Below are 14,913 nucleotides of genomic sequence, written 5' to 3'. Positions count from 1 at the left end.
GCGCGCGGATCCGGGCGTGGCGAGGCGATTTAATATCGGCCATGACCAATCCCACACATTCGGTGACCCTGCTGACGCGATCGGGCTGCGGGCTCTGTGTGACAGCGCTCGAGCAACTCCGGGGGATCTGCGCCGATTTCGGCATCGAGCCGTCCACGGTTGATGTCGATGAAGTCGCCGGAAATGACCCTGGCCTGCGCGCGGAGTACGGTGACCGGCTTCCGGTGGTGCTGTTGGACGGCCGTGAGCACAGCTATTTCGACGTCGACGAGCCCCGATTGCGGGCCGACTTGACTCGCTGAGCGATAGCTGATCCGGCCCGATTCCGCCGCGCTGCTGGTCGCGGCGGAAAATGAGGCCAAATTCACCGACTTTGTGAAGGGCTGCACAAGCAGTTACGGTGGTGGCACGCGACCCGCATGCCGAGGCTGCGGACCCACCGCGTAATGACATCAGCATTCCGATACTTCGACCATGGCACCGGACCGCCCCGGGCAAGAAGGTCGAGCGACGAACCGGACCTCGCGGAGGCCGGAACGAGGAGCCGACGACGTGACAGAGCAGCATGAGGCGCCGGGCGGCGTCTCCGGCAGGGCTCTGCAGAAGGACATCCCGCAGGCCACAGTGGCGCGGCTGGCCACCTATCTCCGGGTCCTCGCCATATTGGCCGACGACAGTGTTGCCATCGTATCGAGTGAGGAACTGGCTGTCGCGGCGGGTGTCAATTCGGCCAAGTTGCGCAAGGATCTTTCCTTCCTCGGTCCCAATGGCGTTCGGGGTGTCGGCTATGACGTGGCCAAGTTGCGCACCAGGATCGAGGACGTGCTCGGTCTGTCGCAGGGACATCGGGTGGTACTGGTCGGCGCCGGAAATCTGGGCCGGGCCCTGGTGGGCTACGGCGGATTCCGGCGGCGCGGATTCACCGTGGTCGGCATGTTCGACAGTCATCCCGAGGTGATCGGCATATCGGTCGCCGGTCTGGTGGTCCGTGATGTCGCGGATCTGGCCCCGGCCATCGGCGCGTTGAAGCCGACCATCGCGGTGATCACCGTGCCCGACGACGCGGCCCAGGATGTCTGCGACCTGTTGGTCGCTTCCGGGCTGCAGTCGATTCTGAGCTTTGCCCCGTGTGAGCTGACCGCGCCGGAGACGGTGGAGGTTCGCCGGGTCGACCTGGCGGTCGAGCTGCAGATGCTGTCGTTCGAGACGGCGCGCAATGCTCCCGCCCTGCCCGAAGTGGTGCACGCGGTCTCCTCAGGCCGCATCGCCCACCGTGCGCCCGCGCACACTGCTGCCGGACATCCGGCACTCAAACACTCGACGACCTCGCATTCGGCAACGGAGCCAGCCAGCAAGGGATCGGTGGTTACACCATGAGCGAACTTAGCGAGTACAGCATCGCGCAGCGATTCGGTGAGGGGTGGTGGCCGGGTGACGGGTGGGCGCGAATCATGTGGCAGCGCGCAACGCGCATGACGGAGCCGGGCGACAGCGAGGCGCAGTCATGAGCGTTCTTCTGGTCGGGATCTCGCATCGGAGCGCGCCCGTCTCGGTTCTCGAAAAGGTCGCGATCACCGACGCGGACCGGCCGAAGCTGATCGATCGAATGCTCACCTCCAGCCACGTTTCCGAGGCGATGATCGTCTCCACCTGCAACCGCGTCGAGGTCTACGCGGTTGTCGATGCGTTCCACGGCGGTCTCGCCGAGGTCGGCGACCTGCTGACCAAGCATTCCGGACTGCCGCTGCCGGATCTGACCAAGCACGCCTACGTCCGCTACAGCGAGGCCGCCGCCGAGCATCTGTTCGCGGTGGCCAGCGGTCTGGATTCGATGGTGATCGGTGAGCAGCAGGTGCTCAGCCAGATCCGCGGCGCCTACGCCTCCGCCGACGCCCAGCAGGCGGTCGGGCGGACACTGCACGAACTGGCCCAGCACGCGCTGCGGGTCGGCAAGCGGGTGCACGCGGAGACCGGTATCGACCGGGCCGGTGCGTCGGTGGTGTCGGTGGCGCTGGATCGGTCGCAGCAGGTGCTGGGCCCGCTCGCCGGTCGGACCGCCGTGGTGGTCGGGGCCGGGGCGATGGGCGGACTCGCGGTGGCGCATCTGTCGCGCGCGGGCATCGGTCGCATCGTCGTGGTGAACCGCACGCTGGCCAGGGCCGATCGGCTCGCGGAGACCGCGCGCAGCTATGGCGTCGAGGCCGAGTCGATGGAACTGTCCCGGCTGACCGGGGCGATGGCCGCGGCCGATGTCGTCATCACCTGTACCGGCGCGGTCGGTGCCGTGGTGACGTTGGCCGATACCCACCGTGCGCTCGCCGAGCGTGAGCGCGGCAGTGAATTCGCCGCGGCGGAACGGCCGTTGGTGTTCTGCGATCTCGGTCTGCCGCGCGATGTCGAACACGCCGTCGCCGGGCTGCCCGGTATCACCGTTATCGATATCGAGACATTGCAGCGCGATCCCGCGGCCGGTGCGGCCGCCGACGATACCGCCGCCGCTCGCTCGATCGTCGCCGACGAACTCGCGAAATACCTTGCGGGCCAGCGCATGGCGGAGGTCACCCCGACCGTGGCCGCGCTGCGCCAGCGCGCGGCCGAGGTGGTCGAGGCCGAACTACTCAGACTCGACTCCCGGCTGCCCGACCTGGCCGATCCGGAGCGTGACGAGGTGGCGCGCACGGTGCGCCGCGTCGTGGACAAGCTGCTGCACGCGCCGACGGTGCGAGTCAAGCAGTTGGCCTCCACGCCAGGCGGTGACACCTACGCCGAGGCGCTGCGCGAATTGTTCGAACTCAAACCCGGTGCGGCGCAAGCGGTTGCGACACCGATGGAGATCAGTCCGATCGGCGACGAGCACAGCGCGGGCGGTTTTGCTTCGAGCGACCCGCAAGCGATCGCTAGCGGCGGGGAGATCGCGCTTGCCGACGACTTCACCGCCGGACACCGCAGCGAGGAACAGGGGCAGACGGCATGATGATCGTGCAGGAAGAGGAAAACGTGACCGCAGGCAGCACCAAGGTGCCGTGGCGGATCGGCACCAGAGGCAGCCTGCTCGCCCTCACCCAGGCGGGCACCATCCGCGACACTCTGATCGCGGCCGGACACGACGCGGAGCTCGTGGTCGTCAAGACTGCGGGCGATCTGTCCTCGGATCCGGTGCAGAAGATCGGTGTCGGCGTTTTCACCTCGGCACTGCGGGACGAACTCGCCGCCGGGAACATCGATATCGCGGTGCACTCCTACAAGGATCTGCCGACCGCGCAGGATCCGCGCTTCACCATCGCCGCCATCCCGACCCGCGAGGATCCGCGTGACGCTCTGGTGGCGCGCGATGGTCTGGTGCTCGGCGAACTGCCCGCCGGTAGCAAGATCGGCACCTCCGCGCCGCGCCGCGCCGCCCAATTGCGTGCTCTCGGACTCGGTCTGGATATCGTGCCGCTGCGCGGCAACCTCGATACTCGCCTGCGCAAGGTGAGCGAGGGCGAACTGGACGCGGTCGTCGTCGCCAGGGCCGGACTGGCCAGAATCGGTCGGCTCGACGCGGTCACCGAATCGCTCGAGCCGGTGCAGATGCTGCCCGCGCCCGCGCAGGGCGCGCTGGCGGTCGAATGCCGCAGCGATGACGGCGAACTGATCGAAGTGCTGACCGATCTCGACGACGCCGCCACCCGCGCGGCCGTCATCGCCGAGCGGTCGCTGCTGGCCGAACTGGAGGCCGGGTGCACCGCGCCGATCGGTGCGATCGCCGAGGTCGTCGAATCGCTCGACGACGACGGCAGGATTGTCGACGAACTCTCGCTACGCGCTTGCGCGGCGGCCGTCGACGGCTCCGATGTGTTGCGAGCCTCCGTGGTCGGCTCGCCGGAGCGCGCCGCGGAACTGGGGCGCGAGCTGGCCCGGGAATTGCTCGACCTGGGCGCCCGCGAGCTGCTCAGCACTCCCGAACCGGAGTCCGCCGGTTCCCCCACACAGGCGGTGAACCCGCCCGCCACCGACTTTTCCAATTCCAGCCCAATGGAGAATTGCCCATGAGCGAGCGAATCATCAACACAGCCGAGAGGCTCGGTCATGCCGGAGCCGAGCGCCGGCGAGGCGGAGGCTCGAGCGAGCACAGCGAGCGAATCATCAGCACAGCGCCTTCGGGCATGGCCGTGCCGAGCGCTAGCGAGGTGCGGGCATGAGCCGAGCACATAAGAAGCACCCTGGTCGGATTCTGTTTGTCGGGTCGGGGCCCGGTGATGCGGCGCTGCTGACGGTGCGGGCGCGTGAGGTGCTCGGGCGGGCGACATTGGCGTTCACCGATCCCGATGTCGACAAGGGTGTGCTGGGCCTGATCGGTATCGCGGTCGAGCCCGGTGCGGACGGCGAGCGTCCGGTGGACGTGCGTCCGGCACTCGGCGATCCGGCCGAGGTGGCCAAAACGCTGATCGCGGAGGCCCGCGGCGGACACGACGTGGTCCGGGTGGTCGCCGGTGATCCGCTGACCACCGATTCGGTGATCGCCGAGGTCAACGCGGTCACTCGCTCGCATATGGTCTTCGAGGTGCTGCCGGGTCTGCCGAACGGTTCCGCGGTACCCAGCTTCGCCGGTATCGCGCTCGGCTCCGGGCACACCGAGGCCGATGTGCGCGGCGAGGTCGACTGGGCGGCGCTGGCCGCCGCACCCGGCCCGCTGGTGCTCTCGGCGACCTCGGGGCATCTGGCCGAAACCGCGAGCGCGCTGGTCGAACACGGTATGGCGCCGCAGACCCCGGTCGCGGTGACCGTGCGCGGCACCACCCGTCAGCAGCGCACCATCGAGGCCACCCTGGCCACGCTCAACAGCGCGGCCTCCGAACTGGTCGGTCCGCTGGTGGTGACCATCGGCAAGGTGGTCGCGCAGCGTTCGAAGATGTCGTGGTGGGAATCGCGCGCGCTGTACGGCTGGACCGTGCTGGTGCCGCGCACCAAGGATCAGGCCGCCGAGATGAGCGAGCGGCTGGTGACCCACGGCGCCATCCCGATGGAGGTGCCGACCATCGCGGTCGAGCCGCCGCGCAGTCCGGCGCAGATGGAGCGCGCGGTCAAGGGTCTGGTCGACGGCCGCTACCAGTGGGTGGTCTTCACCTCGACCAACGCGGTGCGCGCGGTATGGGAGAAGTTCGCCGAATTCGGTTTGGACGCACGGGCTTTTTCGGGCGTGAAGATCGCCTGCGTCGGCGAGGCCACCGCGGACAAGGTGCGCTCGTTCGGCATCAACCCGGAGCTGGTGCCGAGTGGCGAACAGTCCTCCGAGGGCCTGCTCGCCGACTTCCCGCCCTATGACGACGTTTTCGACCCGGTGAACCGAGTCCTGTTGCCGCGGGCCGACATTGCCACCGAAACCTTGGCCGAGGGTCTGCGCGATCGCGGCTGGGAGATCGATGACGTGACGGCCTACCGCACGGTGCGCGCCTCGCCGCCACCCGCCGAGACCCGCGAGATGATCAAGACCGGCGGTTTCGACGCGGTCCTGTTCACCTCGTCCTCGACGGTCCGCAATCTGGTCGGCATCGCGGGTAAGCCGCATGCGCGCACCATCGTTGCCTGCATCGGCCCGAAGACCGCCGAGACGGCCATCGAATTCGGCCTGCGCGTCGACGTGCAGCCCGAGGTCGCCCAGGTCGGCCCGCTGGTCGAGGCGCTCGCCGAGCACGCCGCCCGGCTGCGCGCCGAGGGCCTGCTGCCGCCGCCGCGCAAGAAGAGCCGTCGCAGCCGCTGAGTGCGCGCGTCCGCGCCGCCGAGCGGTGTGGACGCGACTCACCCGGTGCACTCCGAACGGCGGATCCTCGGGTAGGCGCCGACGTTCACCAGCACTTTGCCGTCGTAACTTGTGCCGGCCGGTTGCGCGGTGGAGGCGTCGCCCTACACCGCGCAACCGGAGCCGCCGCAACCGTTGAGCGCCGTTGATCAGCGGCTGTAGCGCATGAGGGTCCGCACCAATCGGCAGGTGGTGTCGGACGGGGGTCGGATATCGATGAGTTCGGCGGTCTGCCGGATCCTTTCGTTGCTGGCCTGACTCGGCAGGTAGATGCCGGAGTCCAGCAGGGCGATGGTCAGGCGCATCGCCTTGAGTCGGCGGTTGTGCGAGACGTACCACTTGCGGGGCCGCCCGGCGGGCAGCGGCCGCTTGTGCAGCAGCGGGACATACGGCCGATCGATAATCTTGGGCGTGGGTGCGGTTTTGGGCACTGTGGCGTCCTCCCGTCGCGATCGGGAACTCGGAGAGCTCCCTCGAACACGTCTTCGATTTTACTCCTGCCCACCGACAAAAACGGCCGGTCACAAGGGATTTCGATCAGAGTGAACGCGACCCCCGGTCACAGCTCCGCCGCGACCAGGGGGCTGTGTCTTCGGTTCCCTCGTTGCGCTCGGTCACAGGTTGTGCAGTAACCGCATGGCCTCGGGATGACGGAGTGCGGCGGCGCGCTCGAGCCAGTACCGGGCGTCCTTGTGCGCCTGCGCCTTTGCTCGCGCACTCGCCGCCGGGACGTCCGGACGCACTTGCTGCTCGCGCAGGAACCGCGCCAAATGGAACATCGAATCGGCGTCGTCCGCCGCCGCGCCGCGGCGCAGCCACCGCTCACCCTCGACCCAGTCGCCGAGTTCGAGGAAGATCGCGCCGAGTACCGCCATCGCATCGGCGCGGCCGCGCCGGACGGCCTCGGTGAGCAGCGTGATGGCCCGCTCGATCTTGCCCTCGCGGGCCAGATACACCCCGAGAGTGCGCATGGCCGTTGGACTTCCGGCGCGCACGGCCCGCTCATACCAGTGCCGCGCCTCACGGGTGAATCCGCGACGACTCGCGACAACTCCCATATTGCACAGCGCCTCCGGCAGCCCGTCCTCGGCCGCGGGCAGGAACCACACCTCGGCGGCGTCGAAATCCCCGCGCTCCAGATACAACGTCCCCAGTTGCTGATCGGCCCTGGGGCATCCGGCGGCGATCGCGAATTCGAACCAGCGGATCGCCCCCGAGATCCGCCCGTCGGCCGCGAGCAACGCACCCAGACCCGCCATTGCCGGTCCGCTCCCTTGTGCGGCGGCCCGCCGGAACCACTGCTCGGCCTCGGTCGATTCACCCGCTTCGGACAATCGCTGCGCCAATTGCAGGATCGCGCCCGCATCACCGCCGCGTGCCAGCTTCCGCAGACCATCCCAATCGGTCCGTCGCCGCGGCACAAACGCGAATTCGGTCATCGCCTACTCCCGGAACAAGACCGGCCACTGGACACCATCATCCGCCCGCCGCGCCCCCACCTGATTCCAGTGCGGCCACCCCGCCGCGTGGCCCGCAGTATCCGCTAACGGCCTTATCGAATCCTCGAGGCATCCTTAACGCCCAGTTCTCGCGAAAGCCCAGTTCTCGCGAAAGCCCAGCGCTCGCGAAAGCCCAGCGCTCGCGCGGTCGCGCCGGGCACCGATACGGCGCGCGGACCTCGGCTGATCCGCCGCCGCCAATGCCGGGTGCGACGGCCTTCCGGACCGGGCATATCATGCGAATATGACCGGATTGGACCGCCCGCGGCGGTTGCGCCGTACTCCTGCTCTGCGCCGCCTGGTGGCCGAAACAACGCTCCAGCCACGGCAATTGGTGCTGCCGATGTTCGTCGCCGACGGGCTGGAGGAGCCGAGGGAGATCGGCTCCATGCCGGGGGTGCGACAACACTCGATGGATTCGCTGCGCAAAGCCGCGGTGGAGGCGGTCGCGGCCGGTGTCGGCGGGCTCATGCTGTTCGGGGTGCCGCTGCCCGAGGACAAGGACGCCACCGGTAGCAAGGCCAGCGATCCCGACGGCATTCTCAACCGGGGCCTGCGCGCGCTCGCCGATGAGGTCGGCGATTCGACGGTGATCATGGCCGACACCTGTTTGGACGAATTCACCGATCACGGGCACTGCGGCGTACTCGCCGCGGACGGGGCCGTCGACAATGACGCCACCCTGCACCGTTACGTCGAGATGGCGCTCGCACAGGCCGCCTCCGGTGCGGATCTGCTCGGCACCAGCGGCATGATGGATGGCCAGGTCGGCGCGATCCGGCGCGGTCTGGATGCGGTCGGGCGCACCGATACCGGCATCCTGGCCTATGCCGCGAAGTATGCGTCGGCGTTCTACGGCCCGTTCCGCGAGGCGGTCGCCTCCTCGCTCGAAGGTGACCGGCGCAGCTACCAGCAGGATCCGGCGAACCGCCGCGAGGCGATCCGGGAGTTGGAGCTGGATCTGGCCGAGGGCGCGGATATCGTGATGGTGAAGCCCGCGATGTCGTACCTGGACATCCTGCGCGATGTCGCCGACCGTTCGACGGTCCCGGTGGCCGCGTACCAGATCTCGGGCGAGTACGCGATGATCACCGCCGCCGCCGAGCGCGGCTGGATCGACCGCCGCGGCGCCATCCTCGAATCGCTGATCGGTATCCGCCGGGCGGGCGCGGACATCGTGCTCACCTACTGGGCGACCGAGGCCGCGCACTGGCTGTCGTGACGAATCCGTCCAGACCGGAGCCGTCCGACGCGGATGCGGTGAGCCCTGAGTCACCCAGCCCTGAGTCACCCAGCCCTGAGTCACCCAGCCCCGAGTCGCCGAGCCGGGATTCGACGGAACCGGATTCGGTGGGGCCTGAGTCGCCGAGCCCCGAGTCGCCGAGCCGGGATTCGACGGAACCGGATTCGGTGGGGCCTGAGTCGTCGAGCCGTGATTCGGTGGGGCATGAGCCCTCCCGCCTGGATTCGGTGGGGCCAGGATCGCTGAGCCGGGATTCGGTGGGACCGGATTCGGCAGGGCATGAGCCCTCCCGCCTGGATTCGGCGGGGCCAGGATCGCTGAGCCGGGATTCGGTGGGACCGGATTCGGTGGGGCCTGAGTCGTCGAGCCGGGATTCGGTGGGGTATGAGCCCTCCCGCCTGGATTCGGTGGGGCCAGGATCGTCGAGCCGGGATTCAGCGGGGCCTGAGTCGTCGAGCCGGGATTCGGCGGGGACTGAGCACTCCCAGCAGGACTTGGCGGTGCCAGGATCGCCGAGCTCTGCGTCGGCTGGGTCGGACGCGTCCGGCGCATATCCACCGGAACCGAATCCCGCCGGGGCCGGAGTGTATCCGCCTGGGCCGCTGTCGCCGGAACCGAGTTCCGCCGGGGGTGGAGTGTATCCGCCTGGGCCGCTGTCGCCGGAACCGAGTTCCGCCGGGGGTGGAGTGTATCCGCCTGGGCCGCTGTCGCCGGAACCGAGTTCCGCCGGGGGTGGAGTGTATCCGCCTGGGCCGCTGTCGCCGGAACCGAGTTCCGCCGGGGGTGGAGCGTATTCGCCTGGGCCGCTGTCTCCGGGAGCGAATCCGCCCGGGGCTTATCCGCCGGGGCCATACCCCGTCGGGCCATATCCCCCTGGGCCGTATCCGGGTGGACCAGTGGTCGGCCTACCGCCGCGGCCCGAGCCCCCGGAGGACATTCGGACCGCGCGTCAATTGTGGTGGGGTGTTATCGGGTTCGGCGTTGTGCAGATGATCGCGTCGATCGTGGCGGCGGTGCAGCAGCGTCATGATCTCGCGCAGAAGATGTATGACCAGGCGCACGAGAGCGATCCGAATATCACGATGGCGACCGCGGAGCTGATGGTTTCGCTGGCATTCGTGGTCGGTGTGGTGATCGGTTTGGCGCTGGCCGCGCTGGCATTGCTCGTCGTGTACCAGCTCGTGCGCGGAAAGTTGTGGGCGCGGACGTTGTTGACCGCTATCGGCGTCTGGCTGGTGCTCATCGCGGTCGGCACGCTGTTCGCGCTGGAGTCGGTGACCGGCGCGGCCTCGCTGGTGGCCGGTGCCGCCGCGATCGTGCAGGGCGTGCTCGCGGCGGGTGCGGTGTATCTGAGTCACCGCCCGGATTCGACCGCGTACTTCCAGATGAACCGCAGGTGAACGAGTGGTGCGGCGACCCGCGAGTTTGTCGGCGTAAGGCCGACATGTATCGTGAGGGTTGTCACAGTGGACCTGGGAACCGATAGTCATTTGTTACACGTTGTCTTACGCCTCGTAAGTACGTCGACTAGATGGCTCCCGAAGATCGGAGGCATCGATGCGAGTGGTAATCCAACAGCCGCAGAGCATTCGACGAGATCTGCTCGTGCTGAGCCTGCTGATCCTCTTCGGCTTGATTACCGTCGCGCTGCTGATACTGCCCGGCGCGGTCGGCTGATCAGGAGCCGGATGTCGATCTCCGTCGCCGTGCTGGGCGGGACCGGGAGCATGATGTGACGGATGCGGGGGATGGCACGACCATCTTGTTCGCCGAACCGGGCGCGCGGTGGCGTTCAGTGGCCTACGGGCCGCTGCTGTGTCTGATTGTTTTGATTCTCGAAATGCTGACCTCTGCCGATGTGCATTGGTTCGCGCTGGTTTTCTGTGCCGCGCTGATCGCGGGTTTCGTTGTGCTGCAGGTGATTGCGGGGCAGCGGCATGTGAGCGTCGAGTTGACCGATACCGCGCTGCGCGACGGCACCGAGACGCTGGCGCTGGCGCTGATCGATGCGGTGCTGCCCGAGCGGGACGAGGAATCCTGGGACGACGAGGACTGGGAGTCGGCGCGTTCGCTCGGTGAGTTGAGCGGGGTGCCGCGACGGCGCAAGGGCATCGGGCTGCGGCTGGTCGACGGTGAACTGGTGCAGGCGTGGGCGAAGGATCACCGCGGACTTCGAGCCGCGCTCACCACGGCGGTGGGCGGTGCTGTCGTCTCCGACGAGGCCCCACCGAGCGCCGAGGAAACCGAAGATCGACACAGTGAGAATGGAGCGGATCGTTGACGCGATGGGTTGTGCTCGGTGACCGGATGCTGCCCGCGCTGGTCGAGTTGACGCTCGCGCTGGCCTGCGCGGTCTTCGCGGTGGTGAGCTGGCGCAACGGCTTGATCACGACCACCTTCGCGCCGGCCGGCGATGTACCCGGCTTCGATGCCACTCGCTACAGTGCGCCATGGCTGGTCCTGGCCGCTTTTCTGGTCGTGGTGGCCGGGGCGCTCGCCATCGACGCCGTCGCGCGGACGGTGCGCGCCGTGCGGTCGCACTGAGGACAAGCATCGGCGATCGTCGTCGCCGTAGCTGTTCGATCGCCATCTTCGCGGGAAGATCGCAGCCGTGACGCCGATATTCCCTTCGTTCTCGCCGCTGAACCTGCTGCCCGCACTGTTGGCCTGTCTGCTGACTACCGGCTTCGCCAGGTTCTGTGTGGGCACCACCGCCTAGCCGGAGCACTGCTCGCCATCTCGGGAATTGATCCGAGACGTCTGGCGCATGTGCCGCGTCTGGGCTACCGTGCAAGTGCCGCGCCACTGGGTGCATCGGTCGGCATTCGGTGAAAACTGTTGTGGCCGTTATGCTTTCGGCCGGTAAATCAGCATTGCGTCGACTGGGAGAAATACTTGTGATTCGTTTTGCCGGGAAAGTGTGCGCGGCGGTTGCCGTGGCGGCCGCGATCGGTGCGGGACCCGCCGTGGCCGCACCGGGATTGCCGTTGGAGCCCGCCACGCAGACCGAGGTCGCGCAGCCCGCGGCCCAGCCCGCCCCGATCTTCGTGCCCGATTCGGGCTCGGCGGGCGTCTACAACAACTTCATGTGCCAGCTGCACACCATCTCGGCCTCGGTGCCGTGCATGTACACCTGAGCCGGATCAGTTCCAGTTCTGGTAGATATCCAGGGCGCGGCCGTCGCGAGTGCCCGGCGCGTTGACGTACAGGATCACGGTGCCGTCCGGATGGCCGGCCGCCTCCATGATCACCTGCCGCAATGACGCGTGCACGCCGCCGTCTTCGTCGCGGTAGATCTCGGTGTCGCCCTTGAGTCCGGCGCCGATCCGGTTCAGCGGCACCACCATGGAGAACAACGCGGGCACCGGTCCGTCGCCGAGGGCCGCGGTCTCCGCGTGATTCAAATGCAGCCCGATGCGGTCGGGCTGGGCGATCGGATCCGCGGCGGCGGCGGACCCGGCGCCGACGGCGGTGGCTGCGAGCGCGGCAAAGATCGCGGCACTGGTGACGGCAAACCGCATGGGGTCCTCTCGACGGAGTAGGTGGTGCGACGACGCCACGAGATTACGCATCGGCCATGGTTCGGCGACCGATATCGCCCCGAACCATGATCGGCGTGTTGCGCGAGTCCGCCCGGCGGAGCTGCGGTCTGCATCACTCCACTACACCCTGTCGTCGACTCCTTCGGATCGGGCTGAGACACTGGACGTCGTGAGTTCTTCTCCGCGCGTGACCAGTGCATCGGTGCCGGTCTCGGCTCAGCTCTTCGACCGGGCTGCTTCGGTGATTCCGGGTGGTGTCAACTCGCCGGTGCGGGCATTCAAGTCCGTCGGCGGCACACCGCGATTCATCGCATCGGCCAAGGGCTGCACGCTCACCGATGTCGACGGCAACGAGTACGTCGACCTGGTGTGCTCCTGGGGGCCGATGATCCTCGGGCACGCGCATCCAGCGGTGGTCGAGGCGGTGCGGCGCGCGGCGGTCAGCGGACTGTCCTTCGGTGCGCCGACCGAGGCCGAGATCGAACTTGCCGAACTCATCGTCGAACGGATGGCGCCGGTAGACCGGGTCCGGCTGGTGAACTCCGGCACCGAGGCCACCATGAGTGCGGTCCGGCTGGCCCGCGGCTACACCGGCCGCGCCAAGATCATCAAGTTCTCGGGTTGCTACCACGGTCATGTGGACGCCCTGCTCGCCGATGCCGGATCCGGTGTCGCCACACTCGGCCTGCCGACCTCGCCCGGCGTCACCGGTGCGCAGGCGGGCGACACCATCGTGCTGCCGTACAACGACATCGACGCCGTTGCCGCCGCCTTCGCCGCGAATCCCGATGCGATCGCCTGCGTGATCACCGAGGCGGCCGCGGGCAATATGGGCGCGGTCGCGCCGCTGCCCGGTTTCAACGAGGGTCTGCGCAAGCTGACCGCCGAACACGGCGCGCTGCTGATCATGGACGAGGTGATGACCGGGTTCCGGGTCAGCCGGTCGGGCTGGTTCGGTCTCGACGGGGTCGCCGGTGATCTCTACACCTTCGGCAAGGTGATGAGTGGTGGACTGCCCGCGGCCGCGTTCGGCGGGCGCGCCGAGATCATGAATCACCTTGCCCCCCTTGGGCCGGTGTATCAGGCGGGCACCCTGTCCGGGAACCCGGTCGCCGTCGCTGCTGGCCTCGCCTCGCTGCGCGCGGCCGATGACGCGGTGTACGCCGCACTCGATCGCAATGCCCAGCGGCTCGGCGGCTTGTTCACCGAGAGCCTCACCGCGGCAGGGGTCGAGCATCAGGTTCAGTTCGCGGGCAATATGGTGAGCGTGTTCTTCGCCGACCGTCCGGTCACCGACTACGCCGCCGCCAAAGCCAGCCAGACCTGGCGTTTTCCCGCTTTCTTCCACGCACTGCTCGACGGCGGCGTGTACGCGCCGCCCAGCGCGTTCGAGGCCTGGTTCGTCTCCGCGGCACTCGACGAGGACGCGTTCGACCGTATCGCCGCCGCCCTGCCCGCCGCCGCATACGCGGCCGCGGCCGCCACCCCCGAAGGATCCCGCGCGTGAGTTCCGACCAGCCAGATTCAGATAAGCGCGAACTACCAGATGCCGCCACCGCGCCGAGCGCCGCGACGCCCGCCGTCGAGGACGACACCATCGAGACCATCGTGCATGTGTTGCGCCATGGCGAGGTGCACAACCCGAAGGGCATTCTCTACGGGCGCCTGCCCGGGTTCAGCCTGTCGGTGACCGGGCGAGCACAGGCCGGTGCGGTGGCGCGGTCGCTGGCCGACCACGACATCGCGCTGGTGATCGCCTCGCCACTGCAGCGCGCACAGGAGACCGCCGAACCGATCGCAGGCCAGCACGGCCTGATCGTGCGCACCGACGAAAACCTGATCGAGGCGGGCAATACCTTCGAGGGCCTGCGGGTTTCGGTCGGTGACGGTGCGCTGCGCAAGCCGAGGCACTGGTGGAAGCTGCGCGATCCGTTCACCCCGTCCTGGGGCGAGCCGTACCTGCAGATCGCGCACCGCATGCTGGCCGCGGTGAACAAGGCGCGGGTCGAGGCGGCCGGACACGAGGCGGTGCTGGTTTCGCATCAGCTGCCGGTCTGGACGCTGCGGCGCTTCCTGCAGGGCCAGCGGCTCTGGCACGATCCGCGCCACCGCCAGTGCTCACTCGCCTCGCTGACCTCGCTGGTCTACCAGGGCGACACCCTCGTCGACATCGTCTACTCCGAGCCCGCGGGCGGTTCGGATCCCACGGTGCACGGCGCATGAAATCTTCGTCCCGGCCGTTGGCCCGGCGCTTTGCGCCGGTCCTGCTCGCGTGCGTGGCTCTGGTAGCCACGCTCGCGGGTTGTGCGACCGGGACGGATGCGGTGGCCTCCGGCGGGACCTTCGAATTCGTCTCGCCCGGTGGCAAAACCGATATTTTCTACGATCCGCCCGCGGCACGCGGCACCATCGGCACACTCGCCGGGACGGATCTGATGACCGCGGGTAAGACCACTTCGGTCGCCGACTTCACCGACAAGGTGGTCGTCATCAATCTGTGGGGGCAGTGGTGCGGGCCGTGCCGTGCCGAGGCGCCCGCGCTCGAAAAGGTCTACGAGGCAACCAAGGACAGGGGCGTCGTCTTTCTCGGCATCAATGTCCGTGATTTTCAGCAGGACAAGGCGCAGGACTTCGTCGTCGACAACAAGGTCGGTTATCCGTCCATCTACGACCCGTCCATGCGCACCCTGCTCGCGCTCGGCGGCAACTTCCCGACCAGTGTCATTCCCACCACGCTCGTGCTGGATCGGCAACATCGGGTCGCCGCTGTCTTCCTCCGTTCGCTCTTGGCGGAAGACCTCCAATCAGTCGTCGAACGCATTGCCGCGGAAGGTTCGCAGTGACCGCGTG

17 protein-coding genes are annotated in these 14,913 nt (G+C 68.1%); 14 read left to right on the top strand and 3 right to left on the bottom strand.

All coding sequences use genetic code 11. The features are described 5' to 3' along the window. Nucleotides 1-41: 41 nt before the first annotated feature. The 6 genes from OG874_RS31165 to OG874_RS31140 all read left to right on the top strand — a co-directional run bounded on the left by OG874_RS31165 (nucleotide 42) and on the right by OG874_RS31140 (nucleotide 5,740). Entirely contained in the window at nucleotides 42-302 is a 261-nt protein-coding gene (locus OG874_RS31165; protein WP_330250655.1) for a glutaredoxin family protein, read from the top strand. Between the two features lie 250 nt (nucleotides 303-552). After that, nucleotides 553-1,377, top strand: a complete 825-nt coding sequence (locus tag OG874_RS31160) for a redox-sensing transcriptional repressor Rex (RefSeq protein ID WP_330250654.1) — start codon at nucleotides 553-555, stop codon at nucleotides 1,375-1,377. Continuing rightward, nucleotides 1,374-1,508, top strand: a complete 135-nt coding sequence (locus OG874_RS31155) for a hypothetical protein (RefSeq protein ID WP_330250653.1) — start codon at nucleotides 1,374-1,376, stop codon at nucleotides 1,506-1,508. The genes OG874_RS31160 and OG874_RS31155 overlap by 4 nt, the downstream gene beginning before the upstream one ends. Further along, nucleotides 1,505-2,974 carry a glutamyl-tRNA reductase gene (locus OG874_RS31150; protein ID WP_330250652.1) on the top strand — a complete coding sequence of 490 codons (1,470 nt, stop codon included), beginning with the start codon at nucleotides 1,505-1,507 and terminating at the stop codon, nucleotides 2,972-2,974. Before OG874_RS31155 ends, OG874_RS31150 begins: the two co-directional genes overlap by 4 nt. After that, nucleotides 2,971-4,032 (top strand): hydroxymethylbilane synthase, encoded by a 1,062-nt coding sequence (gene hemC, locus OG874_RS31145; protein ID WP_330250651.1) that lies wholly within the window; start codon nucleotides 2,971-2,973, stop codon nucleotides 4,030-4,032. Before OG874_RS31150 ends, hemC begins: the two co-directional genes overlap by 4 nt. 145 nt (nucleotides 4,033-4,177) lie before the next feature. Next, the gene (locus OG874_RS31140) at nucleotides 4,178-5,740 is read left to right on the top strand and encodes a bifunctional uroporphyrinogen-III C-methyltransferase/uroporphyrinogen-III synthase (protein WP_330250650.1); all 1,563 of its coding nucleotides are present in this window, start codon (nucleotides 4,178-4,180) and stop codon (nucleotides 5,738-5,740) included. A 188-nt stretch (nucleotides 5,741-5,928) separates the two neighbouring features. Here the strand turns inward: OG874_RS31140 and OG874_RS31135 are convergent, their stop codons facing one another. Together OG874_RS31135 and OG874_RS31130 are read right to left on the bottom strand one after the other, a co-directional pair. After that, the gene (locus tag OG874_RS31135; protein ID WP_330250649.1) at nucleotides 5,929-6,210 is read right to left on the bottom strand and encodes a hypothetical protein; all 282 of its coding nucleotides are present in this window, start codon (nucleotides 6,208-6,210) and stop codon (nucleotides 5,929-5,931) included. A 183-nt stretch (nucleotides 6,211-6,393) separates the two neighbouring features. Continuing rightward, nucleotides 6,394-7,218 carry a tetratricopeptide repeat protein gene (locus OG874_RS31130; protein ID WP_330250648.1) on the bottom strand — a complete coding sequence of 275 codons (825 nt, stop codon included), beginning with the start codon at nucleotides 7,216-7,218 and terminating at the stop codon, nucleotides 6,394-6,396. 304 nt (nucleotides 7,219-7,522) lie between these two features. Here OG874_RS31130 and hemB point away from each other — a divergent pair, with 304 nt between their 5' ends. The 5 genes from hemB (at nucleotide 7,523) to OG874_RS31105 (ending at nucleotide 11,658) form a co-directional block, all read left to right on the top strand. Beyond that, nucleotides 7,523-8,500, top strand: coding sequence for a porphobilinogen synthase (hemB, locus tag OG874_RS31125; protein ID WP_330250647.1), 978 nt, complete (start codon nucleotides 7,523-7,525; stop codon nucleotides 8,498-8,500). A 1,010-nt stretch (nucleotides 8,501-9,510) separates the two neighbouring features. Next, a complete protein-coding gene (locus tag OG874_RS31120; RefSeq protein ID WP_330250646.1) occupies nucleotides 9,511-9,921 on the top strand; it encodes a hypothetical protein in 411 nt (136 codons plus the stop codon). Between the two features lie 332 nt (nucleotides 9,922-10,253). Next, nucleotides 10,254-10,802: a hypothetical protein gene (locus OG874_RS31115; protein WP_330250645.1), complete on the top strand. Its 549-nt coding sequence runs from the start codon at nucleotides 10,254-10,256 to the stop codon at nucleotides 10,800-10,802. After that, nucleotides 10,799-11,065 carry a hypothetical protein gene (locus OG874_RS31110; RefSeq protein WP_330250644.1) on the top strand — a complete coding sequence of 89 codons (267 nt, stop codon included), beginning with the start codon at nucleotides 10,799-10,801 and terminating at the stop codon, nucleotides 11,063-11,065. The genes OG874_RS31115 and OG874_RS31110 overlap by 4 nt, the downstream gene beginning before the upstream one ends. Nucleotides 11,066-11,418: 353 nt before the next feature. Beyond that, a complete protein-coding gene (locus OG874_RS31105; RefSeq protein WP_330250643.1) occupies nucleotides 11,419-11,658 on the top strand; it encodes a hypothetical protein in 240 nt (79 codons plus the stop codon). A gap of 6 nt (nucleotides 11,659-11,664) precedes the next feature. Here OG874_RS31105 and OG874_RS31100 read toward each other — a convergent pair whose 3' ends face one another. Next, on the bottom strand, nucleotides 11,665-12,042 hold the full coding sequence (locus OG874_RS31100; RefSeq protein WP_330250642.1) for a hypothetical protein: 378 nt from the start codon (nucleotides 12,040-12,042) through the stop codon (nucleotides 11,665-11,667). Nucleotides 12,043-12,250: 208 nt separating this feature from the next. Between OG874_RS31100 and hemL the strand changes: the two genes are divergently transcribed. From hemL to OG874_RS31085, 3 genes are all read left to right on the top strand, one after another. Beyond that, the gene (hemL, locus tag OG874_RS31095; RefSeq protein ID WP_442943149.1) at nucleotides 12,251-13,570 is read left to right on the top strand and encodes a glutamate-1-semialdehyde 2,1-aminomutase; all 1,320 of its coding nucleotides are present in this window, start codon (nucleotides 12,251-12,253) and stop codon (nucleotides 13,568-13,570) included. 89 nt (nucleotides 13,571-13,659) lie between these two features. Further along, complete coding sequence (locus OG874_RS31090; protein WP_330257494.1) at nucleotides 13,660-14,286, top strand: histidine phosphatase family protein; 627 nt, start codon at nucleotides 13,660-13,662, stop codon at nucleotides 14,284-14,286. Beyond that, nucleotides 14,283-14,906 (top strand): TlpA family protein disulfide reductase, encoded by a 624-nt coding sequence (locus OG874_RS31085; RefSeq protein ID WP_330250640.1) that lies wholly within the window; start codon nucleotides 14,283-14,285, stop codon nucleotides 14,904-14,906. The genes OG874_RS31090 and OG874_RS31085 overlap by 4 nt, the downstream gene beginning before the upstream one ends. The last annotated feature ends 7 nt before the right edge of the window (nucleotides 14,907-14,913 follow it).

Source organism: Nocardia sp. NBC_00565 (assembly GCF_036345915.1).
GTDB lineage: Bacteria > Actinomycetota > Actinomycetes > Mycobacteriales > Mycobacteriaceae > Nocardia.
This window is presented reverse-complemented; position numbering and strand designations above follow the sequence as displayed.